Origin of the sequence: Mesorhizobium sp. B2-3-4 (assembly GCF_006442315.1) — a bacterium.
Lineage (GTDB): Bacteria > Pseudomonadota > Alphaproteobacteria > Rhizobiales > Rhizobiaceae > Mesorhizobium.
The window spans coordinates 88312-109823 of record NZ_VFVY01000012.1 but is presented as its reverse complement, the minus strand read 5'-3'; the positions used below and the strand labels follow the sequence as shown (position 1 = coordinate 109823).

Annotated in this window: 19 protein-coding genes; 13 read left to right on the top strand and 6 right to left on the bottom strand. The window is 63.4% G+C overall.

The annotated features are described in order from the left end of the window. The first annotated feature begins 57 nt into the window (after window positions 1-57). The 6 genes from FJ967_RS18875 (at window position 58) to FJ967_RS18850 (ending at window position 5858) form a co-directional block, all read left to right on the top strand. Entirely contained in the window at window positions 58-210 is a 153-nt protein-coding gene (locus FJ967_RS18875; protein ID WP_127279240.1) for a lasso peptide, read from the top strand. Between the two features lie 146 nt (window positions 211-356). After that, the gene (locus FJ967_RS18870; RefSeq protein ID WP_140733332.1) at window positions 357-656 is read left to right on the top strand and encodes a PqqD family protein; all 300 of its coding nucleotides are present in this window, start codon (window positions 357-359) and stop codon (window positions 654-656) included. An 85-nt stretch (window positions 657-741) separates the two neighbouring features. Beyond that, on the top strand, window positions 742-1134 hold the full coding sequence (locus FJ967_RS18865) for a lasso peptide biosynthesis B2 protein (protein ID WP_246675310.1): 393 nt from the start codon (window positions 742-744) through the stop codon (window positions 1132-1134). Continuing rightward, the gene (locus FJ967_RS18860; RefSeq protein WP_140733330.1) at window positions 1131-3047 is read left to right on the top strand and encodes a lasso peptide isopeptide bond-forming cyclase; all 1917 of its coding nucleotides are present in this window, start codon (window positions 1131-1133) and stop codon (window positions 3045-3047) included. Before FJ967_RS18865 ends, FJ967_RS18860 begins: the two co-directional genes overlap by 4 nt. Next, entirely contained in the window at window positions 3044-4021 is a 978-nt protein-coding gene (locus tag FJ967_RS18855; protein ID WP_140733329.1) for a serine kinase, read from the top strand. Before FJ967_RS18860 ends, FJ967_RS18855 begins: the two co-directional genes overlap by 4 nt. Further along, window positions 4014-5858 carry an ABC transporter ATP-binding protein gene (locus FJ967_RS18850; RefSeq protein ID WP_140733328.1) on the top strand — a complete coding sequence of 615 codons (1845 nt, stop codon included), beginning with the start codon at window positions 4014-4016 and terminating at the stop codon, window positions 5856-5858. Before FJ967_RS18855 ends, FJ967_RS18850 begins: the two co-directional genes overlap by 8 nt. Window positions 5859-5879: 21 nt before the next feature. On the opposite strand, the gene FJ967_RS18845 is transcribed toward FJ967_RS18850, so the two are convergent. Then, window positions 5880-6155 carry an exopolysaccharide production repressor exox gene (locus tag FJ967_RS18845; RefSeq protein WP_140733327.1) on the bottom strand — a complete coding sequence of 92 codons (276 nt, stop codon included), beginning with the start codon at window positions 6153-6155 and terminating at the stop codon, window positions 5880-5882. A gap of 601 nt (window positions 6156-6756) precedes the next feature. Between FJ967_RS18845 and FJ967_RS18840 the strand changes: the two genes are divergently transcribed. Next, window positions 6757-7434, top strand: coding sequence for a sugar transferase (locus FJ967_RS18840; protein ID WP_140733326.1), 678 nt, complete (start codon window positions 6757-6759; stop codon window positions 7432-7434). Window positions 7435-7518: 84 nt separating this feature from the next. After that, a complete protein-coding gene (locus FJ967_RS18835; protein ID WP_181175986.1) occupies window positions 7519-8775 on the top strand; it encodes a polysaccharide biosynthesis/export family protein in 1257 nt (418 codons plus the stop codon). 15 nt (window positions 8776-8790) lie between these two features. Here FJ967_RS18835 and FJ967_RS18830 read toward each other — a convergent pair whose 3' ends face one another. From FJ967_RS18830 to FJ967_RS18820, 4 genes are all read right to left on the bottom strand, one after another. Further along, the gene (locus FJ967_RS18830) at window positions 8791-10884 is read right to left on the bottom strand and encodes a hypothetical protein (RefSeq protein ID WP_140733324.1); all 2094 of its coding nucleotides are present in this window, start codon (window positions 10882-10884) and stop codon (window positions 8791-8793) included. Next, window positions 10881-12092 (bottom strand): hypothetical protein, encoded by a 1212-nt coding sequence (locus FJ967_RS18825; protein WP_140733323.1) that lies wholly within the window; start codon window positions 12090-12092, stop codon window positions 10881-10883. The genes FJ967_RS18830 and FJ967_RS18825 overlap by 4 nt, the downstream gene beginning before the upstream one ends. A gap of 187 nt (window positions 12093-12279) precedes the next feature. Beyond that, on the bottom strand, window positions 12280-12408 hold the full coding sequence (locus FJ967_RS33985; RefSeq protein ID WP_281405684.1) for a hypothetical protein: 129 nt from the start codon (window positions 12406-12408) through the stop codon (window positions 12280-12282). Further along, window positions 12392-12979 carry a TrmH family RNA methyltransferase gene (locus FJ967_RS18820; RefSeq protein ID WP_140733322.1) on the bottom strand — a complete coding sequence of 196 codons (588 nt, stop codon included), beginning with the start codon at window positions 12977-12979 and terminating at the stop codon, window positions 12392-12394. The genes FJ967_RS33985 and FJ967_RS18820 overlap by 17 nt, the downstream gene beginning before the upstream one ends. A 211-nt stretch (window positions 12980-13190) precedes the next feature. Here FJ967_RS18820 and FJ967_RS18815 point away from each other — a divergent pair, with 211 nt between their 5' ends. Both FJ967_RS18815 and FJ967_RS18810 read left to right on the top strand, forming a co-directional pair. Beyond that, complete coding sequence (locus tag FJ967_RS18815; RefSeq protein ID WP_140733321.1) at window positions 13191-13640, top strand: hypothetical protein; 450 nt, start codon at window positions 13191-13193, stop codon at window positions 13638-13640. 151 nt (window positions 13641-13791) lie between these two features. After that, window positions 13792-14460: a glutathione S-transferase family protein gene (locus tag FJ967_RS18810; protein WP_140733320.1), complete on the top strand. Its 669-nt coding sequence runs from the start codon at window positions 13792-13794 to the stop codon at window positions 14458-14460. A gap of 102 nt (window positions 14461-14562) precedes the next feature. Here FJ967_RS18810 and FJ967_RS18805 read toward each other — a convergent pair whose 3' ends face one another. Continuing rightward, on the bottom strand, window positions 14563-15879 hold the full coding sequence (locus FJ967_RS18805) for an O-antigen ligase (protein ID WP_140733319.1): 1317 nt from the start codon (window positions 15877-15879) through the stop codon (window positions 14563-14565). 446 nt (window positions 15880-16325) lie between these two features. On the opposite strand from FJ967_RS18805, the gene FJ967_RS18800 reads away from it, so the two are divergent. From FJ967_RS18800 to FJ967_RS18790, 3 genes are all read left to right on the top strand, one after another. Further along, on the top strand, window positions 16326-18500 hold the full coding sequence (locus FJ967_RS18800) for an alpha-ketoacid dehydrogenase subunit alpha/beta (RefSeq protein WP_140733318.1): 2175 nt from the start codon (window positions 16326-16328) through the stop codon (window positions 18498-18500). Window positions 18501-18548: 48 nt separating this feature from the next. Beyond that, window positions 18549-20147, top strand: a complete 1599-nt coding sequence (locus FJ967_RS18795) for an ABC transporter substrate-binding protein (RefSeq protein ID WP_140733317.1) — start codon at window positions 18549-18551, stop codon at window positions 20145-20147. A 117-nt stretch (window positions 20148-20264) separates the two neighbouring features. Continuing rightward, window positions 20265-21494, top strand: a complete 1230-nt coding sequence (locus tag FJ967_RS18790) for an aminotransferase class III-fold pyridoxal phosphate-dependent enzyme (protein WP_140733316.1) — start codon at window positions 20265-20267, stop codon at window positions 21492-21494. The last annotated feature ends 18 nt before the right edge of the window (window positions 21495-21512 follow it).

The window sequence follows — 21512 nt, the reverse complement described above, 5'->3', positions numbered from 1 at the left end:
CATGAAAGTGCTGACGGCAATCGACAGGCCGTTTCCAGTCCCCGATAGGAGAGTAAAATGGAACAGAATGTTGAAAAGCAGGAGTACGAAACGCCAAACCTGACCGTGCATGGTTCGATCGAAACCATCACCCAGGGCGGCGGCGGCAGCACGGCGATCGATGCGTCGTTCCCCGCACATACGCCAATTGGCGACCTCACGTTCTCTTGAGCCTATCCTGGTCCCGGAGGATGACGTTGGACCTCCAGGATCCAAAAACCATAAGAAGGAGCCGGGGGTGAAAATCCCCGACTTCTCCAGCAATGTCGATGCACGAGCCTGTCGATAGAGGCACGTGTTGCGAAAGAGGTTTTAGGATGAACTGGAACCCATCTGACCACGATTGCATAAGCGCGACCAAGGATGCAGTGGCCTGCGAATTCGGCGGAGGCCTCGCGCTGCTCAATCTGAAATCCAATATCTATTACAGCCTCAACGGCGTCGGCGCCTTCATCTGGGACCTGATCCAGGAGCCCAAGTCGATCGCCGATATCCGCAACGCCGTCCTCGCCCGCTACGACGTCGACGCCGAACGCTGCAATGCCGACGTCGACATATTGCTGAAGGGGCTTGCGGAAAACGGGCTGGCGAGGCTGGAACATGAGGCACTCGTCTAGGCAGGCGCCGCAAAAGGCGATGGCTGTGCGGCAAAGACCGGCGAAGCAGCGGCACGGCCGGCGGAGCCTCGCGAGAATTCTGTCCTTGAACGGTTCGGAAGCGCTTTTCCTGGGCCGCTGCCTGCTGGTGGTCGCGGCCGTGCGGCTCGGGCTGACATTGTTCTCCTACAACCGCGTCCGAGCAATGGTGACCCGGCTCAACGCGCGCCAATGCGCCAGCATGGGCGAGTTGCGGCTTGTCGCCTGGGGAGTAGCGGCCGCCGCGCGGTTCGTACCGGGCGCCACATGCCTGACCCAGGCGCTTTCGGGCCAATACCTGCTTGCACGCCAGGGCAATGCCTCGAACATCCGCATCGGTATCAAACGCGGCACGGGCGAGCAATTGAAGGCGCATGCCTGGCTGGTCAGCGACAACCACGTGGTGCTTGGCGGGTCCGTCGATGGTTTTGCCCATCTGGTCGACCACGGCAGCCGATGAGCGGCGTCGCCGGCATCCTGCTGCGACAGGACCACGCGCCGGATGAAGCGGCGAGCGGTATCCAGCAGATGCTGGCGCGCATGCGCCATCGTGGTCCCGACGGAAGCTCGTGGTGGCTGGACGGCGGCATCGCGCTCGGTCACGCCTGGCTCAACACGACCGGTGAGGCCAGCCCCGGCCCGCTGACGATGGCAGGCGGCAAGTTGGCCATCACCGCCGACTGCCGGCTCGACAACCGCGACGAGTTGCTCGCCAGGCTCGGCATCAGGGACGGCTCGGTCCCCGATGCGGTGCTGCTGATGCGGGCCTATCTGCGCTGGGGAGAGGCCAGCCCCACGCATCTGCAAGGCGATTTCGCCTTTGCCATCTGGGATGCCGAGCGGCAATTTCTGTTCTGCGCGCGAGACCATTTCGGGGTCAAGCCATTCTATTACCACGCGGCCGACCGGCGCTTTGCCTTTGCTTCCGAGATCGGGCCGATGCTGGGCCTCGACGGCGTCGGTGCGCGCCTTAGCGAGCGCCGGATTTCGGGATTCCTGGCCGGGCTGCCCGACGACCCGCAGTCGACGCCCTACAGCGACATCTTCGCCCTGCCGGCGCGTCATAGCCTGACCGTCAGCGCGCAGCGCGTGGTGCTGCGCCGGTACTGGCAGATCGAGCCGTCGCAGCGAGCGTCCCGGTCCGATGTGGCGGAGGAATTCGCCCACCTGTTCTCGCAATCGGTCCGCAACCGCATGCGCGGAAGCCCGTCGATCGGCGCGATGCTGAGCGGAGGCCTCGATTCCTCCTCGATCGCCTGTGTCGCCGGGTTGCGGAACGCAGCCGAGCGGAAACCGAAGCTGCCGACCTTCTCGCTGGTCTTCGACAAGGGCTCGTCGATGGACGAGCGCCGTTTCATCGATGCCGTGCTGGACCAGCAGAGGGCCGACCCGACGCTGATCCCTGTCGGCAATTACGCACCCTTCGCGGAATTCGACCGGGTGCTGGAAGAGCAGGAAGGCACCTTCCTGGCGCCTGGCCTGACACTGACCCGCGGTATCTACCGGACGGCGGGCGCCAAGGGCATCAAGGTGTTGCTCGACGGCCATGGCGGTGACGAGGTCGTTTCACAGGGACATGGCCATCTGCACGAGCTTGCCAATGGCGGAAGGTGGATGGCGTTGTGGCGCGAGATCCGCAGTGCTTCCGACACCTATGGCGACAGCACGCTCGGCCTCTATCTCCAGTTCCTGACCCTCTACGGGCCGGCCTGGCGCATCGCCAGGCTGCGGCATCTGGGCAACCGCGTCCTGAACCGGATACGCAAGCCCATACGGGCGCCGCGCGGCTGGCGCGATCTGGTCAATCCGGACCTCGCCACACGAACCGAGCTCACCGAGCGCTTTCACCGGGCCGGCTATATGCCGCCCGGCGTCCAGGCCAGCGACGCGCTCAGCCACCGCTGGATCCTCTCCAACGGCTATGTCCCGCACTCTTTCGAGGTTCTGGACAAGGCCGCGGCCAATTTCGGCGTCGAGCCGCGCTATCCGTTCTGGGACAAGCGGCTGGTCGAGTTCTGCCTCGGGCTGCCGGGCGAGGAGAAACTCAGTCGCGGCTTTGGCCGCTATGTGCTGCGCCGGGCCATGGAGGGCATCCTGCCGCCGGCGGTCCAGTGGCGGCGCGACAAGATCGATTTCACCGCCAATCTCGTCAACGGCATGGTGCGCAACCATCGCGATCTGCTGGACCAGCTGCTCGTTTCGGACGCCGGCCGCATCGCGCCTTACGTCAACCTGCCACAGGTGAGTGCCGCCTATGCGCGGCTGTTGCGCCAGCCGGAACGGGCGGCGCCGCTCGATGTCCAGTATGTCTGGCGCTCGGCCTCGCTGTCGCTGTGGCTGCGGCAGGTCCAGCATTCCGGGAGCCCGGCATGATGTCTCGCCATGAGCCGCTCGCCACCTATCGCGTCGACCCACCTTCCCATGGCCGGACGGTCCGCGAGCGACGCTACTACCGGGCCTACGGCCTGACCGTGGCGTCAGACGTGGCATTGCCCGAGCTGGAATCAACGGAGCCGGCGGCGGCGGATATCCTGATTGCTATCGGCACGATCGACATGCCGAAGCCGTCGCCCGACGCCGCGACGATCTTCCGCTTCGAGACGAACCGGCAATATCTGGCCTGGGCGGCCGTCGGCGCCTTCCTGATCAGCGATTTCAGCCGCATCGACGTCGAGCCGGCGCCCGGCGTCGACGACACCCTGCTCGCCTTCCCGCTACTGGGGCCGGTGCTGGCACTGCTCCTCCACCAGCGCGGCCTGCTGGTTCTGCATGCCAGCGCCATCGCGGTGGCCGGCAGGGGCGCCATCTTCATGGGTGACAAGGGCGCGGGCAAATCGACCACGGCAAGCGCGCTGATCCGGGCCGGGCATGATCTGGTCACCGACGACGTCGTGGCACTCGATCTGGCGGACCCGAACCAGCCGGTGATCGTTCCGGGATTTCCCCAGATCAAGCTTGCGGCCGATGCCGCGGCGGCGATCCCGCTTGAAAGGGCGCAAGTGCGGCCGCAGGTGCATCCGGCGATCGAGAAGATGCAGCATCGCCTGCACGGCGCGTTCTCCGGCGACAGGGTGCCGGCGGCCAGGATTTACATGCTCGAGCGCGGTCAAAGGGCCGGGATCACACCCTTGCCCCGGATTGCCGCCTTGCCGGCCATCATCCGGTTCTCCTACGTGACGCGCTTCGGCCGTGCGGCGCTCTCCGGCGATTTCGCGGCGATGCATCTTCGCCATTGTTCGGCAATCGCCAGCCGTGTCGGCGTGTGCCGGCTGGACGTTCCGGCCGGCATCGACAGGATCGGCGAGGCTGTGGCGTTGATCGAAAAGGAACTGGCTGGAGATGCCTAGGTCGTCGGTGTTCAGCCTTTCGCTGTTTCGCGATGTCGCCGCGTTCGGCGCCGTCATCGCCCGGATCGGCGGGCGGCGAACCTGGACGGCGCTGCTGTTCCTGATCCTCGGCAGCCTGACGGAAGGCATTTCCATCCTGCTGCTGGTGCCGCTGCTGCATCTGGTCGGACGCGCCGAACAGGATTTCGCGGTCAGGCTGCCGAACATCGATTTCATCCGCTGGCTGGTGCCTGGCGGAACGCTGCAACTCACCACCGTGCTTTGCGCGCTGGTCGGGCTTGTCGCCGTGCAGGCAGCCTTCAACCGCTTCAAGTCCGTCTACATGGCAAGGCTGCTCTTCGACTTCATCAACCGCTTGCGCATGAACCTGTTCGAGAGCATCGGCAAGGCGCGGTGGGGCGTGTTCTCGCGCATGCGCGGCTCCGATCTCGACCATGCGCTCACCGGCGACATCGATCGCGTCCAGGGGGCGGCTTTTTCACTGCTGATGCTGGTGCAGATCGCCGTGCTGCTCGTCGGCTATCTCATCATTTCCATGTTCATCTCGCCTGTGATGACACTGTTCGCGGTGGTCATCGGCATGATCATGTTCGTGGCGCTGCAGCCGTTTCGCGCGCGCGCCACGGCATTCGGCCGTGTCCTGACCAGCAACCGCCAGGATCAATACCGGACGGTCTCGGAATTTCTCGGCGGCATCAAGGTTGCCAAGAGCCTGAATGTCGAGGCCAGCTATTTCGCGCAATTGCAGGCGACGCTGGAGAAGATGAAGGCCGACAACATCGACTATGTCAGAAACAGTTCGATCGGCACCGCGGTGTTCCAGGTGGCGAGCGTCGTGGGTCTCAGTCTGTTCATCTATGTGGCGCTCGTCCGCTTCAACCTGTCGCTGGCCGAGATCGTCGTGCTGCTCCTGGTTTTCATGCGCATCGCGCCGCGCTTCATGGACATGCAGACGCAGGCCCAGCAGGTGCTGATCAACCTGCCCGCCTATACCGCCATGCGCAGCCTGCAGGCACGTTTCGACGCCGAGCGCGAGCCAGGTCATGGCGGGCCAGACGATACGCGCAAGCTGGCCCTCGATACGGGGCTGAACATTCGCGATGTCTCCTTTGCCTATGACGACGGTGCCGGCAAACCTGTGGTGAGCGACATCACCTTTGGCCTTCCCGCCGGCAAGGTCACCGCGCTTATCGGCCCATCCGGGTCCGGCAAGAGCACGATCGCCGACATGCTGCTGGGCCTGCTTGAACCGACCGCCGGCAAGATCCTGGTCGATGGCGTCGAGATCGATGCCGGCAATCGTCGCCGCTGGCGCGAGCAAGTGGCCTATGTGCCGCAGGACGTGTTCCTGCTGCATGACACGATCGCGGCGAACCTGCGTCTTGCCGCGCCGGAGGCCCGCGACGACGAATTATGGACCGCGTTGCGCGCCGCCCATGCGGGCGAATTCGTCGAACGGCTGGATCTGGGGCTGAAGACCGTGGTCGGCGACCGCGGCGTGCGCCTGTCCGGCGGCGAGCGCCAGCGCATCGCACTGGCGCGCGCGCTGCTGCGCAAGCCCTCACTGCTCATCCTCGACGAGGCCACCAGCGCGCTCGACTGGCAGAACCAGTCGCTGATAGCCCGATCGATCGACGGCCTGCGCGGCGCAATGACGATCCTGACCATCGCGCACCGGCCGTCAATGATCGCCTTCGCCGACTGGGTGGTGGCGATGGAAGACGGCCGTGTCGTTGAAGTCGGCCAATATCAGCGCCTGAAGGCAAAGCCGGGCAGCCGGCTGTCCAGGATGCTGTCGGGAGAAGGGTCGGAAACAGAACCCGCCGATGTGGCCTGAGGCCGGCGGTGTCCTTAGGGCTTAATGCAAGCTGCGCCGGGCGCTGCCCAGCTTCTCGCCCTCGGCCACTTCGGGGGCGTTCAGCTTTCTTTCGGCATCACGCAGCCTGTCGGCAGGCGTCGGCGCTCTTCTGGCGATCATGGCATAGACCACTGCGAAATAACCGGCCTGGATGACCACGGCGCAGATGACGACGCGCAGCAGCGTCGTGCCAAACGAAGCCCCGCCGAGCCATGACCAGGCGACGACTATCGCAAGCGCGAAAAGCATCCCAACGATGAATTTTGGAAGCGACATACCCAACAGCCCATAAACCGGCTCGGGTTATATCCAACGATTTGCCCCACCCGAGCGCCGTCCCTTGTCATGCGGGCTTGTTAGACCACCCGCTGTCGACCGGTTGCTTCCGGCCTTTCAACCTGTCGCCACCATGACAGGTATAATTTGCAATTCTATTAAGGCGGGCAGAAGGCGGCAAGGGCAACCGCACATATTTTTGATTGAGCTTGTGCGTTCGACTCTGTCATGCTGCAACGCACACGACCGCACTTCACTCAACCTGCAGCCATCATAAGCGTCGAGTACAACTCGTAATATTAAGTAGTATTTTAGATGAATAATTACAAATATGGCATCTTCCTAAAGCACTAATATGTCCCACCTCCCGACAGCGAGAACGCCGCGCCCAAAAATCGCCTCAAAAACGTCCGGATTTTTTTATCCTTGCCCATTTATTGTCACAAATGTGCTATGCATTTCGAAATTTGTGCAGAGCTAGCTTATTATTTAGTCAATTCATGACGCGACTATTTCACTGGCATGGGAAATTGTGTGTTGCGCTGCAACATTTTTTTGGTATCGTGCGGTAAACCATTCGTTCAACGCATGGAGTTTCCGCATGAGGGATATTGCCAAGTCGGCCACGGCGGACTTTTCGCAGGCTGACACCGATTTTCCGCCGCCGATCGGCGGCCTCATCAAGCGGAGCTTCGATATCGCCGGTTCGCTGGCCGGGCTGATCGCGCTCAGCCCGCTCTTCATCATGGTCGCGTTGCTGGTCAAATTCTCCGATGGCGGATCGATTTTCTACGGTCACCGGCGCATCGGGCGCGGTGGACGGCTCTTCTCCTGCCTCAAGTTCCGCACCATGGTTCCGGACGGCGACAAGGTGCTGGCCGCCTATCTGGCGACCAATCCAGACGCCAATGCGGAATGGATAGCGACCCGCAAGCTGAAGAACGATCCGCGCGTCACCCGCGTCGGGGCGGTCTTGCGCAAGCTCAGCCTCGATGAATTGCCGCAAATCATCAACATCCTCCAGGGCGACATGAGCCTTGTCGGGCCTCGCCCTGTGGTCCGTGACGAACTGGAAATCTACGGCAGCGCAGCGGTCTACTATCTGAAGTCGCGGCCCGGCCTGACCGGTCTGTGGCAGGTCAGCGGCCGCAACGACGTTTCCTATGACAGCCGCGTCGCGTTCGACCGCCACTATGTCGAGAACTGGTCGCTGTTCGAGGACGTTCGCATTATCATCAGGACCGTGCCGGCCGTCTGGATGTCACGCGGTTCCTACTGACCGGCGGCCTGCGACCAGGCATCCGGCGCAAGCTCATCGGGCGATGGGGCTAAAACGGATCGGAACGTTCAGTTGAAGACAGACATGTTCGAAGCCTTTGGCAGCGGCCCGTTTTCCGGCCGCTCGTGGCTCGTGCCCACGTGCCTTGCGATGTCGCTCGCTTTCCCGCAGCTGGCCGCGGCCGACGATTACCGTCTGGGCTCCCAGGACAAGCTTACCATCCGCATCGCCGAATGGCAGACCGTCGAGAGCACATTCCGCGACTGGTCGTCGGTCAACGGCCAATACACGGTTGGTCCCGCGGGCACACTTTCCGTGCCGTTCGTCGGTGAATTGCCGGCCGCGGGCAAGACCACCGCGGAAGTCGCCGCAGCGATCGGCGAAGCGCTGCAACACAAGCTCGCTCTGTCCGACAAGCCGGAGGCCTCGGTCGAGATGGCGCAGTTCCGGCCGTTCTACATTTCAGGCGAAGTGCAGAATCCCGGCCAGTTTCCCTTTGTGCCCGATCTGACGGTGCTGAAAGCGATCAGTGTCGCCGGCGGCATCAGGCGCAACGCCGACTACGGTCCCCAGCTCGGCAAGGATCTGGTCACCGCCAAAGGCAATTTCGATATCTCCGACGACCTACGTGTGCGGCTGATCGTCAAGCGCGCCCGCATCGACGCCGACATGGCCGGCAAGACGAGCTTCGAGGCGCCGAAGGAGGTCGAGGGCGATCCCCGGCTGCCGACCATCGTCAACGACGAGATGACGATCCTGACCGCGGACCAGAAGGCGCTGAAGCTGAAGCTCGAGGCGCTCGACGATCTCAAAGGCGTGCTGCAGGCCGAGATCGAATCCCTGCAGAAGAAGATCGCCAACCAGCAGAAGCAGGTCGATCTTGCGCAGCAGCAGCTCGCCAGCATCGGTCCGTTGGCCCAGAAAGGCCTGGTCGCCAATGCGAGACTTCTGGATTCGCAGCAGTCGGTCACCGACCTGCAGGGCAAGATCCTGGACTACGAGACGGCCATCCTCACGGCCAAGCAGTCGATCAGCAAGGCGACGCAGGACGCCATCGATGCCCAGAACACGTTGAGCTCGAGCCTCGCCGCCGACCGGCAGCAGACCGAAGCCGACCTGAACGAGGCGGCGCTGAAGGTGAATATGCAGAAAGGCCTGATCGCCCAGGCCACCGATCCGGCGACGACGGCGGCCATCACCAACGACCAGCAGCCTACGCTGCTCTATTCGCTGGTGCGCAATGTCGACGGCAAGACCAGCGAAATCCCCGCCAAGGAAGACACGCCGGTGCTGCCTGGCGACGTGATCAAGGTCAAGCTGGCGCCGCTGGCCAGCCAGTAGGCAAAAGCCCAGCCGCTAGAGTGTCGCGATGACGCGCCGCTGCGCGGCATCGCGCCAGGTGTCGACATCCTGGAGCACCAGTGCGGCGGCACTGCCAAGCAGTTCCTCGTCACGCGACGGGAGGGACCGGTCGCTCATCGCCGTGCTGATCTTGGCGAAAGCTTGTCCAAGCTCCGCTGAACGTCTCTCATTTTCGCGCAAGTCGAGTTTGGCCTCGACGGCCAGGCAAACCGCGGCGATGATGGGAATAACCGCACTGGCGAAAACCAGGATGCCGGCGGCTTCCTTCGGCGGTTTCGGCCAGAGGTGGTACTCATAGCCGAAATACGCTCCGAGATAGCAGATCAACAGACAGATCAGGATTCGCAACGACCACTTTTCGGTGGCCTCCAGACCGGCATGCAGACTGCGGGCGCGGTGGTGGTTGCGGACGTGATAGGCTCTCTGCCCTTCGACGATACCGTCGGCATCCTCGCGCGCGAATTCCGCGGCGACCCAGCGGCGCGCCTGCTCCATGAAGCCCGTCGGTGGCCCGGCGGCCCGCCGGACAGCATTGGCCTGCCACTCCGTCCATGACGATGGCGACAGAGCCTTCTTGTCGGTGATGTCGAAACCAAGCGGCCAGGTCGCCCTCAAGACGCGAAGACGCTCCGCGAGGCGGCGGCAGTCACTCCACATCTGATGGCCGTTGCTGCGCCGCATCCCCCTCGAAATCCAGGCCGCCAGACCGACAATGATCAGTTCCGTTCCGACCGCGGGCAACTTCCAGCTTTCGAAGACGAGCGGAATGGTTGCGCAGACAACCGCCATGACCGCAAGCAGGAGGAGAAGCAACTGCGCACCCCGGTGCGCGCTGCCAAGAACGTTCGCTCGCGCATCGACATCCCGCAAGGCATGCTCGATGACGGGGTGGCCCAGTGATGTGGGATGCCAGAACGCACGGGCCTGGATTGCGTCCTTCGTCGCGGGGCCACCGGCCTGACCAGCACCGATTTCTTCGATCACGTCGGCCGCTTCATCCACGGAACTCGGGCTCAGTTCGGCGGCTATCCCTGCGCGCCCCCAGCACCGCCAGAATTTCAGCCAACCCCAGCCGATCATTCTCGAAACACCTATCGCGGCCCGTGCGCGGAGGTTGCGCCAACCCGACGGCGGCACCAATGGATCGGACGCCGCGAAGCGCCGCCGGATCATGGTTTCGAGATCATCGCCATGCTCGCCGGCTTGAGAGGATGGCGGCATGAACAAGGCCACCAGCGAGCGGCGCAGGTCGTGCTCGGCGGCCGCAGGCGCGAGCACGTCGACCGTGCCGGCCTCGATCGATTGGATGATCTCGCCGAACAAGCCATCGCGTTGCAGGCTTTGGGGGGCGATGAATCGCACCGGCATCTCGGGATGGGCAACATCGATCCAAAGCAGCGGCCGCTTGGCCTTGATCGTCTCCTCGACGACATCGGCTGTGCCACCCGGGCCGGCCGCCCGTTTGCCGTCCCATACGGTCACCACGACATCGGACCATCGAACCAGCCAGCGGGCGAGCTCGACATGAGGATCACGCCGAGGCGTCTCGGCAAGGGCAGAGGCGCCGTCTAGGATCGTCAGATGCTCGAACGCCTTTTCCAACCCTTCCGGTGCCGTGAGGTCCACTCGCGTATCCGTGTCGGCAAGGCCGGGCTGGTCGGTCCAGGCATATCGGCCACGATCGGCATGGCTTTGCCCGGCGAACGGGAAAAGCGCGTGGACCGGACCGAGACCGAGCCCGCGCCAGACGGAAGCAGCGCTCCTGTCGGCACCCGGTGCGTAGCCGGTGAGCAAGGTGCGGCTTGCCTCGGCGCCGGCCAAGCCCCAGATCGCGCGATGCGCATCGAGTATGGTTTCGGAGATGTCCGCATGCGCATGGTCGGATGCCTCGACCCTCGTCCGGGCCATGCCGGCGGCGCAGTCCTGCACCAGCTCGAACGCCCGCCCGAGTGCCGCCTGGAGTTCCGGTCCGTCGACCGATCGATGACCGGCAAAGCCGATCCGCATCTGTAGGGGCGAGCCGGGCCGGCCAGCGGCCCCGCTACTGTCTGTTCCCGGTTTTGGCGCTTGCCATCCGGCCGCGTTCACCGCGGTCTCCCGGCCGCCAACCAGTTCCGGTAATTCTCCTCCGACCGTTCCTTGCTTTCGTTGATCAGAAAGTCGAGCTCTCTGCGAACCTGATTGTAGACCGGCATATTGTCGGGGTCGGGTAAGCCATCAGCGGCCTTGGCCACTATGCACAGGCCGGAATTGTATACTTCGGTGTAAAAGCGGATCGTGACGATCGCCTGCTGCTCCGTCAGCGTCACCCGGAACGGAAGGTGGCGCCCGTAAAGCTGTATGACCTGAAATCCTCCCCCCGGTTTGGACGTGGAATGATCGCCTTTGCTCTCGGCGGCCTGGCGTTCGTTTTCATAGGCCAGGCGAAAGGTGGACCAGAACCTGAATGAAGACCGGATCCTGTTCTGGCGCTCCTCCACACCGCCATCCCATTGCTTGAGATGCCCGTCCGTAACATTGGATTCGTGGTAGAAGACGACCGTCACCTTCACGCCCTCATGCGCCTTGAGCAGCAGCATTTGCGCAAGACCCATCTCGACAGGCGGCCGACCGGGCTCCGCCCAGATGAAACCCTGGGCGTTGACCTTGGACATCCCGGTGCTGGCAACGATGATCTCGGAGGTGGCCGACCTGAAAACCTCGGACCACTCAAGCCGCGTGAACGCTTTCGAGAACCGGTTGTAGACCTTGACCCGGCCACGGGCCAGGGTGGTCTGCGGCCAGTGACCGAACGGGACGTCCGTCTTGCTCTTGACGATCTTCTCGACGAGCGCCTTTGCAAGCCTGTCGGCCAGCGCAAGGATGGCGTCCTTGTTGGCGCCCGAGACATGACTGTCGCCATATTCGAGGTGGAGCAGGTCGACGATGTCGATCGGCAGCTTGTAGCCCTTGCGGTAGAGAATGATGGGATGGTGCCACATTCCCACTGCCCAGCCGAATTCGACATAGACGTTGGGATTGTCTTCGGTGAGCAGGACGATGACGGCGTCGGCCTCGTCGATGCCGCGCTGCGTGGCCGCCCGCACGGCTGGATCGGGGGTGGCGGTTCTCTCTCCGTCGGCGATCTCGATGGGGAAGCCGCGTTCCCGGCAAATCGCCTCTACACGCGGGAATACATGCTTGCGCAGCCCGGAGCGCTCGTTAAAGAGCCTGAGCTTCTCTCCCGCGCCATCCTCTTCCCCGAATGGGCAGATTACGAAACATTTATACATGCCCGCACACCGCACCCGACCCACATCAACAATATGTTAACCATGATGTTCATAGCTTGGTCAAGAAGATGACGGGCCTTTATTGAATTGGCCCGGATGCTAAGGCTTCATTAACCCTGTTCTGTCAGTCTCAGCCGAAAAGGCGAAGGACGAGATGGCACGGATTCTCAGTTTCAGCAGGCCGGCGGCGGATCGAAAACCCGCGGTCGTATCAGACGGCAAAGCGGGCGACGTGGTCGCCATGCAGCACATCGACCTGGACGCCGTCGTCGAAACGGTGCGCGTCCTGCGCGCCCTTGATCGGCACGCCCTGCTGGACGAGTTCAATGGCTGCCGACACGCGGCGCGACAGATCGAACGGTAGCAAGTTCGGCGCCCGGCGTGCGGGCGAATACCTCGAACATGATGATGGCCGAAGCGACGGCGACGTTGAGGCTGGGCATGCCATCCTGAGCGTTCTTCTGGCTTCTGGCCGGATCGATCGGACTGGCCGACTGCGGCTTGGGATAATAACCCGGCGGCATCGGTATCATCAGGTGGGTATCGGCGGCGGCAAGGAGGCCGTCGGGCAGCCCGTCATATTCATTGCCCACCAGCACGCAGTCATCGGCGCCGATCATTGTCTGCTGCAGCGGCTGCGCATCGGGGGCGATCACGGTTGCGAACAGACGGCCGGAGATGGCTTCGCGCACACGTCTTTCTTCACCATAGATAGCCGGCGGCCTCCGCTGCAGAGCCCCACAGGCGAAATCGGAGATGGTGGTCAGCGCGGCGGATCCGCCGAAGACGCCGCGCCGGTCATAGACGACGACCGGAACGCGGTAGATCTCCGCCGTCCGCAGGATCATCCCGATGTTGATCGGCGATTGCAAATCCCACAAACACAACCGCATTTCGAACGCCTCGCGCAACCAGAGGGCTTCATCGTTTCGCGAAACGGATGAAGCATTCCAACTTTCCGTTCTGCGCAGTTGCGGGTGGAAAACCGTTTGCAGACTTTTCTTGCCTCGCTTTAGTCGCGGCAATCACATCCCGCAGTGCAGTAATCGGCCACGTTATACTGAAGCTTGATAACCGTCGAGCAGTACTCTATGGTTAACAAGAAGGTTACAGGATAGCGGCATGGTACCCAAGATCAGTGCCAAAACCATCTCGTTGGCGGCCGCCAAGGCAGCGCCCGATCCTGAGCTCGATCTTCTGGTAAGGGAAGATGATTTCTCAGTCAGGGTCGAGCGCGCCGACGACCCGCGTTTCTGGGTGAGGGTCGAGCGGGAAGACGGCGACGGCATTGTCGTGACCGACTACAATGCAGGTTCACGTCCTGATCAAGAATTGGCTGCGGGCGTTGCCCTGGCCTTGAGAACATTGGGACGCCCCCTCGGAAAGGTCATCTTCCGCGACATGTTCCCCTTGGGGATGGATGGGCCGGACCTGCCGGTCAGGATGATCCAGGCCACCGAGGCGCTGAAGAAAATATGCCTGCATGTCGGGGCCGAGACGGGCCGGGAGGTGGCGAGTTTCAACCTCGAGCCTCGCCGCGGCAAACTCGATGCCATAGCGGTCTTCCGCTAGCGCCGGCCGGCGGCGACCCTTGCACGCTGCCGTTCCATCGAAATCATCGGACGGCCGAAACGCCCGCGCGTATTCCGGGACTATCCCGAGGTCTCGTGTCGGGCCATAGGGTGCCGCGAGCGCTATCGGACGAACCTGCAACGCAGAACGGATGCACCATGCCCGCGACCAGGCCCTTCATCGTTTATGGAGCCTCAGGTTCGGGCTCTCCGTGCCCATCGAGGCGGCGCTGGAGCTGCTGAAGTTGCCCTACAGGGTGGAAGAATGCTCGCCCTGGGAAAGCGAGGAGCAAGCCGACAAGCTTCGGACCATCAATCCCATGATTCAGGTGCCGGCGCTTGTGCTGCCATCGGGGAGGCTGATGACCGAAAGCGCGGCCATCCTGATATGGCTCGCCGACAACACCCCGGAAGGCCGTCTCGCCCCCGCACTATCAGACCCGGCGAGGGGGGAATTCCTGCGCTGGATGACATTCGTCTCCAGCGCCGTCTATGCCCTCTATTGGATCGCAGACAATCCATCGCGCGTCCTCGAACGGCCTGAAGATCACGAGGAGATTCGAGCGCGCCTGTTCGAGCGTATCGCCCGATGCTGGGCATTCATGGGCAACCAGTTGCGGCCGGGCCGGTACCTTCTGGGGCAGGAATTGTCCGTGCTCGACCTCTATGTGGCGACTGCTTCCAGATGGTCGCCGGGGCGGCGGCGTTTCAATGAAGTGGCGCCGTCCCTGGCGGATGCCGTAAGCCGGGTTGATGCGGACCCCCGGCTGGCGAGCCTGTGGTCGCATCGCTATCCCTTCGCGCCGGGCTGGGAGCGCTGATCCACAACTGGCCAGCCGCCGGCTCCATATGGCCGGAAATCGGAAATGGCTGGTTCCGACGACCGATTCCGACGCGGACGATGAGATCGTTCCTCCGACGGCTCACGCCTGATCGGCGGCGGTCGCCGGGCGGCGGGCATGGCGGGGCCATGCCGCGTCACCCCTGCTCGCATCCGCCGGCTCGAATGCCGGCGACCACCGGGCGCGGGTCACCGGCAGGCGCGCCAGCTTGAAGAAGGAGAAATACATCAGGAACGAGCCCATGATGTAAGGGTTGAGGATCTCGACCTCGACGAAGGAACGGATGAGCAGCAGCACCATCACGCCGATGAGAACAACCGAATCGGCCTGCCACGACTTGAACATCACCGCCGTGAGATGGCCGAGAAGCGAGCGCAACATGATCAGCGAGATCATCACCGCCCCGGTGAAGCCGAGTTCGACCAGCGCCTCGACATAGGTGTTGTGGAAGTGGAAGCCGGTGCGGGTGGTGATGTAGAATTCGTTCCACAGCCGCTCCGCCTCCGCGAAGCCCTGCACCCAGTAGGCGGCGTAGCCGACACCGAGGATGGGCGACCGCATGGCGGCGTTCCAGCCCTGTTCCCACAGATAGGTCCGCCCGGTGAGCGTCGAATCCTTGCCGAAGATGCCAAGCACGAAATCCATCAGCCCAAGATTGAGGGCAACGAAAGCCACGACGACGATCAGCCCGGCACCGACCAGGAAGATCACCCGGCGATAGCGTCGCGACAGGAGCTTGCTCATGGCAAGCAGCACGATCAACGCAAGCACCGCAGGGATCGAAGCGGTCGACGTCGCCGAATGCGCGATGGCCAGGAGGTAGCCCGACAGCAGCACGACAGGCACGGTGAGGATGAAGCTCAGCCGGCCACGCCGGAAGAAAGCAAGGAACACCACGGAGAAATAAATGCCGAGTGAGGCGACGAAACCGATCTGGTTCTTGGAGGCGAAGGCGCCGACGAAATTGTAGGTGCCGTCAAGGACATCCTCGGAATAGGCCCCAACCTTGAGGGAGTAGAGCATGACGAAGAATATCCCGACCAAGGCGCCCAGCGTCAGGGTCCGCACGCTGATGGTGCGCGCCGCGACATAGGCGCAGGCAATGTGGGACAGGTACTGGACCGCAGTTCTCGCGGTGATGCCGGGGGCCTGCGACCAGAAAACCGAGAAGCAGACATAGGCCACGAACAGCAACGGCAGCCAGGCGCTGGACAACTGCCGCAGAAACCGCCGGTAGTCGACCACGACAAGCGGCAGCCAGACCGCGTAATAGGCCAGGATCATCACCTGGCCGAAAATCACGGAATAGGAAAACGCCCAGATCGAGACGGCAACGGCAAAGCTGCCATAGACCGAGTTCTTCTCGGGATCGACCAGCAGGGATTTGGGAATTTTCATCTAAAGGGTCCCGTCGACACGACCCCGGACCGACAGGCTGCAAACCGGCCGGCATTTCCGCAAACAGGGGCGTACAAGAAACGGCGTCTCCATTGTGCAGTGCAATATAACCTATCGCACCCCATGCTCAATGGCAAATCCGGTCACCTTGTCTTACAGCCGGGCGATCGCCGAGAGATGGCCTGGAAATGTCGTCTGCGGCTATCCGGCGATTGGGCGTCGTGATGCCAAGCCTCGGCGACTGCCCGGGAAGGCCCCGGTCATGCCCGAAAATTCCACTTGCGGAACGGCGCCGTCCCGGCTTAGTCTCGGCTTTGTGTAGAAAATGAAATTTAATTCCATTTGTCTGCCGAACCCCGCGAACCGATGACATGCCCTGGAATGAGCCTCGACAACCGACATAGAGAATATTTGATATATCATCTACCGAAGCGGAACTAGCGTAAATGGTCCAGCAGACAGCGATCCAGCCCTCGGCGCCCTGGTTGCGGCTCGACGTCGACGATTCCGACTGGAACGCCGCCGAGGCGTCGGGCCTCGTGAGTTGGTATCATCAGATGCTGCTGATCCGCCGTTTCGAAGAGAAGGTGCTCGATCTCGCCAATGCCGGGCTGGTGCACGGGCCGGCTCATGCCAGCATCGGACAGGAAGCGACCGCGGTCGGCGCGATGTCGATGCTTGGCACCGGCGACCGTATCAACGGCACGCACCGCGCCCACCATCAGGTGCTGGCCAAGCTGGTCAATGCCCAGACGCCAGCGGGATTCGACCCCCTGCGTGACGATTTCAACACGGGCATGCAGGGCTCGGTGCGGGGCCTGATGGCCGAGATCATGGGGCTCACCGTTGGCTATTGCGGCGGCCGCGGCGGCTCGATGCACATGCGCGACGACGCTTCCGGCATTCCCGGCACCAGCGCCATCATCGGCGGCAACCTGCCGCATGCTGCCGGCTATGCGCTGGCCGACAAGCTGCTCGGGACCGGCAACATTTCGGTCGCCTTCTTCGGTGACGGAACGATGATGGCGGGCCCGGCCTATGAGGCGATGAACATCGCCGCGCTCTACCGGCTGCCGGTGATCTTCTTTGCGGAAAACAACTTCTATGCCGTCTCCACCCATGTCAACGAACAGACGCGCGAGACGCGGCTCGCCTCGCGCGGGCCGATGCTGGGCTTCCGCGGCATCGAATGCGACGGCATGGATGTGGTGGCGGTGCACCACGCCATGCGCGAGGCGCGCCGGGTCATTGAGGAAGACGGTGGCCCGGTGCTGGTCGAGGCGCTCTGCTACCGTTTCCTGCACCAGAGCGGCGCCCGGCCCGGCAGCGAATTCGGCTACCGTACGCGAGCCGAGGAGGATGCCTGGAAGGCGCGCGATCCGCTTGTCACCATGGCCACGCGGCTGAAGGCAATGGGCATCCTCAAACCCGCGGATCTCGCCACGCTCGACCAGCGCGTCATGGAGGTGGTCGACACCGCGGCAGATACGCTTACCGAAATGAGCGGCAATGCGCTGCGCATTCCCGATCGTCTGTGGCCGGATGCGGGTGCCGTCGACAACGAGATCCGCGGCGACCTGTCGGAACTCAAGGGCGAACATTTCCTGGAAATCGAGGACGTGCCGCCGGCCGAGACCAGGCCGGTCAAGTTCATGGCCGCCGCGTCGGAAGTCATCGCGCGGGCCATGGAACAGGATCCGCGCATCATCATCATGGGCGAGGACGTGCACAGGCTGCGCGGCGGCGTATCGGGCGCCACCAAGGGTGCGCTGGAGCGCTGGCCCGAACGCGTGCTGGCGATGCCTATCGCCGAGAACGGTTTTGTCGGCGTGGCGCTGGGCGCAGCGCTTTGTGGTTTGCGGCCGGTCGTCGAGATCATGTTCGGCGACTTCTGCCTGGTCGCGGCCGACCAGTTGTTCAACGCGGTGAGCAAGGTGCGCCATATGTTCGGCGGCGGCTTTCCCGTGCCGATCGTGGTCCGCGTACGCGTCTCGCCGCACACCGGCTACGGGTCGCAGCATTCGGGCGATCCGTCCGGCCTGTTCGCGCTCTATCCGGGCTGGCGCATCGTCGCACCGACAACACCCTTCGATTACATCGGCCTGATGAATTCAGCGCTGAAATGCAACGATCCGGTCGTCATCATCGAGCATGTCGAACTGTTCCCGAGCGAAGGCCCTGTTCCCACCGACGACCGCGACTACTGCGTGCGGCTTGGCAAGGCCAAGGTGGTCCGCCCGGGCAATGCCTGCACCTTGCTCACAAGCGCCAGCATGGTCGCTGTCGCCACGAAGGTGGTCGAGGAGACCGGCGTCGATGCCGAAATCATCGACCTGCGCAGCCTCGACCCGACCGGGCTGGACTGGCCGTTGGTGGAAGCCTCGATCCGCAAGACAAACCGGGTCGCCGTCGTCGAACAGGTGCAGCGCGGGCTGTCGCTCGGCGGCCGGCTGACACAGGAGATTCAGGACCGCGTGTTCGATTATCTCGACCACGAGATCCTGCATGTGACGGGAAGTCTATCGGCCCCCGTCGTCTCGGCTCCACTCAACCGGGCCGCACTGGGCGGCGCCGAGAAGGTACGAGCCGCGCTTCGATCCCTCACCGGCGTGGGCGGGTAGAGCAGACGCATTGCCACGAAGATCAGACAAGAAAATGGGAGAACCGAAATGACCATCATACCAAGACACAAGACCAGGGCGCCCCTTCTGGCCGCCGCGCTCATGGCCACCAGCGCCTTCTGGGCACCTGCCACCTTCGCGCAGGACGAGAAGCCGCTGGTGATCGCGCGCAACATCGACCTCAACTCGCTCGATCCGCATCGCGCTTTCTGTGACACCTGCCAGATCTACAATTCCAGCGTCTATGAATCGCTGCTGACGCTGGACAAGGACAACAAGCTGATCCCGCTGCTCGCTTCCAAATGGGAAGGCAATGCGGACCAGACCAGCTTCACCTTCACGCTCGATCCGGCCGCCAAATTCGCCGACGGCTCGCCGGTCGAGGCCAAGGACGTGAAGTGGTCGTGGGAGCGGCTGAAGAACCTCAAGGGCAGTGCCTCGTTCCTGATGGACAATGTCGCCTCGATCGAGACGCCAGACGCGCATACGGTCGTGGTCAAGATGGTCGCGCCATCATCGGAGTTCCTCAACATCGCCGCGGCACCCTACACCGCCGTCGTCAACAGCAAGGTCGCTTCCGAAGCCGGCGCCAAGGCCGGTGCGGATGCCTCCACCACCGACAATGCCGAGGCCTGGTTCCTGGCGCATTCGGCCGGCAGCGCGCCCTTCGTGCTGAAATCCTATGAGCCGAATTCGGAAGTGCGCCTGGTGCGCAACGACAAATACTGGCGCAAGGCGCCGGCTCTGAGCGAAGTCGTCATCCGCCAGACCAAGGACGCGGTGGCGCAGGCGCAGATGCTGCAGAGCGGCACCGCCGATATCGCCATGCAGATCGATCCGGACACGGCCAAGACGATGACGGGCAGCGACGTCAAGATCGAGACGGTGCCGTCCTACAACTTCATCTATGTCGCGCTGTCGCCGGGCGCCAAGGCCAACAAAGTGCCGCTGACGCCTGACGTGCGCGAAGCGATCTCGCTGGCGCTCGATCGCCCCAGCATCCTCGACTTCACCATCGGCTCAGAGGGTCAGTTGATCAGCGCGCCGATCCCGCTCGGTTTCCCCGGCGGCTCGGGCTTCGAAGCGCAGCCCTACGACCTCGACAAGGCGAAGGAGCTTTTGGCCAAGGCCGGCCATGCCGACGGCTTCGAGATGGAAGCGGCGTTCCCCGGCATGAACGTCTACGGCGTCGACCTGTCGCTCCTCATGCAGAAGGTCCAGCAGGATCTGGCCAAGGTCAACATCAAGCTCGACCTGCAGCCGATCCCCTTCGCCAACTGGCGCGAGCGCATCAATGGCGATGGCATTCCGATGACGGCGGTGTTCTACGCGCCGGACTATTACGGCACCTCGCAATACATCGAGTACTTCGCCATGACCAAGGGCAGCCCGTGGGCGCGCCGCGCCGGTGCGGAACGCGAGCCGTCGGTGCTCAACCCGAAGGAGTCCGAACTCTACAAGGCGGCACTCGCGGCGAGCGGCGACGAGGCCGCCAAGCTCTGGCACCAGGCCGGCGAGGAGATGATCAAGGACAGGGTTATCCTGCCGCTGGTCAGCCCGAACCTGATCCTGGCCTACAAGTCCGACGTCAAGGGCGTGCGCTACAGCGCCTGCTGCAACCTGCCGCTGGCCGAGCTCAGCCACTGAACGACGAGATGACGGGGAGGCGCCGCGCCTCCCCGTTTTCCACCGGAAAAATCGAAAATCCCGGTCCTTCGACATTCAAATCTAATATATGATATATCAAAGAGCGGAGACGCCCCAATGCCTTCCCTGATCAACTCCAAGGACCAGATGCTGCGCGAGCGCGCCGCCTCGGTCATCCCGGGCGGGATGTGGGGACACATGGCCACGCGCTATCTCGGCTCCGCCTATCCGCAGTTCTTCGAGCGCGCCGATGGCTGCCGCGTCTGGGACGTCGACGGACGCGAATACGTCGACCTGATGTGCAGCTGGGGACCGAATATTCTTGGCCATCACCATCAGGTCGTCGAGGAAGCGGCGGCCCGGCAGCGCAAGCTCGGCGACGCGATGAACGGCCCCGGCGAAGTGCTGGTGGAGCTCGCCGAATTGCTGGTCGAGACTGTCGCCCATGCCGACTGGGCGATGCTGCAGAAGAACGGCACCGACGCCACCACGGCCTGCGTGACGATCGCGCGCGCCGGCACCGGCCGGCGCAAGGTGCTGGTCGCGCGCGGTTCCTATCATGGCGCGGTGCCGTGGTGCACGCCCTCGCTCGCCGGCGTCACGGCGGAGGACCGGGCTCATCTCATCCATTTCGACTACAATGACGTCGCCAGTCTGGAAGCAGCCGTGGAACAGGCCGGCAACGACCTCGCGGCGATCGTCGTTACGGCCTTCCGGCACGACATTGCCCGCGACCAGGAACTGCCGACATCAGCCTTCGCCAGGCGCGCCCGCGAACTCACCAGCGCCGCCGACGCGGCGCTGATCGTCGACGATGTCAGGGCCGGCTTCCGGATCGACCTCGGCGGTAGTTGGGAACCGCTCGGCGTGCGGCCGGACCTGTCCGCCTTCTCGAAGGCGATCGCCAACGGCTATCCGCTGGCCGCCATCACCGGCACCGATCGTTTCCGCGAAGCCGCGACCAAGGTCTATGTGACGGGATCGTTCTGGTATGGCGCGGTCTCGATGGCGGCGGCGATCGCCACCGTCAGGACGTTGCGCGACACCAAGGCGATCGTCGCCATGAATGCGGCCGGCGAGAAACTGAGGACGGGTCTCGGCATGGCGGCGAAGAAGCACGGTCTGTCGCTTCGCCAGACCGGCCCGGTGTCAATGCCGATGGTGCTCTTTGACGGCGATGCCGAGTTCAAGAAGGCCGACGCCTTCTGCTCGGCCGCCTTGCGCGAGGGCGCCTATTTCCACCCCAGGCACAATATGTTCCTCAGCGCCGCGCATACCGACCGCGACATCGACCTGGTGCTCCAGGCGGCCGACGCCGGCATGGCCGCGGCGGCACAGCTGGCGTGAGCCGGCGTCATGCGGCGC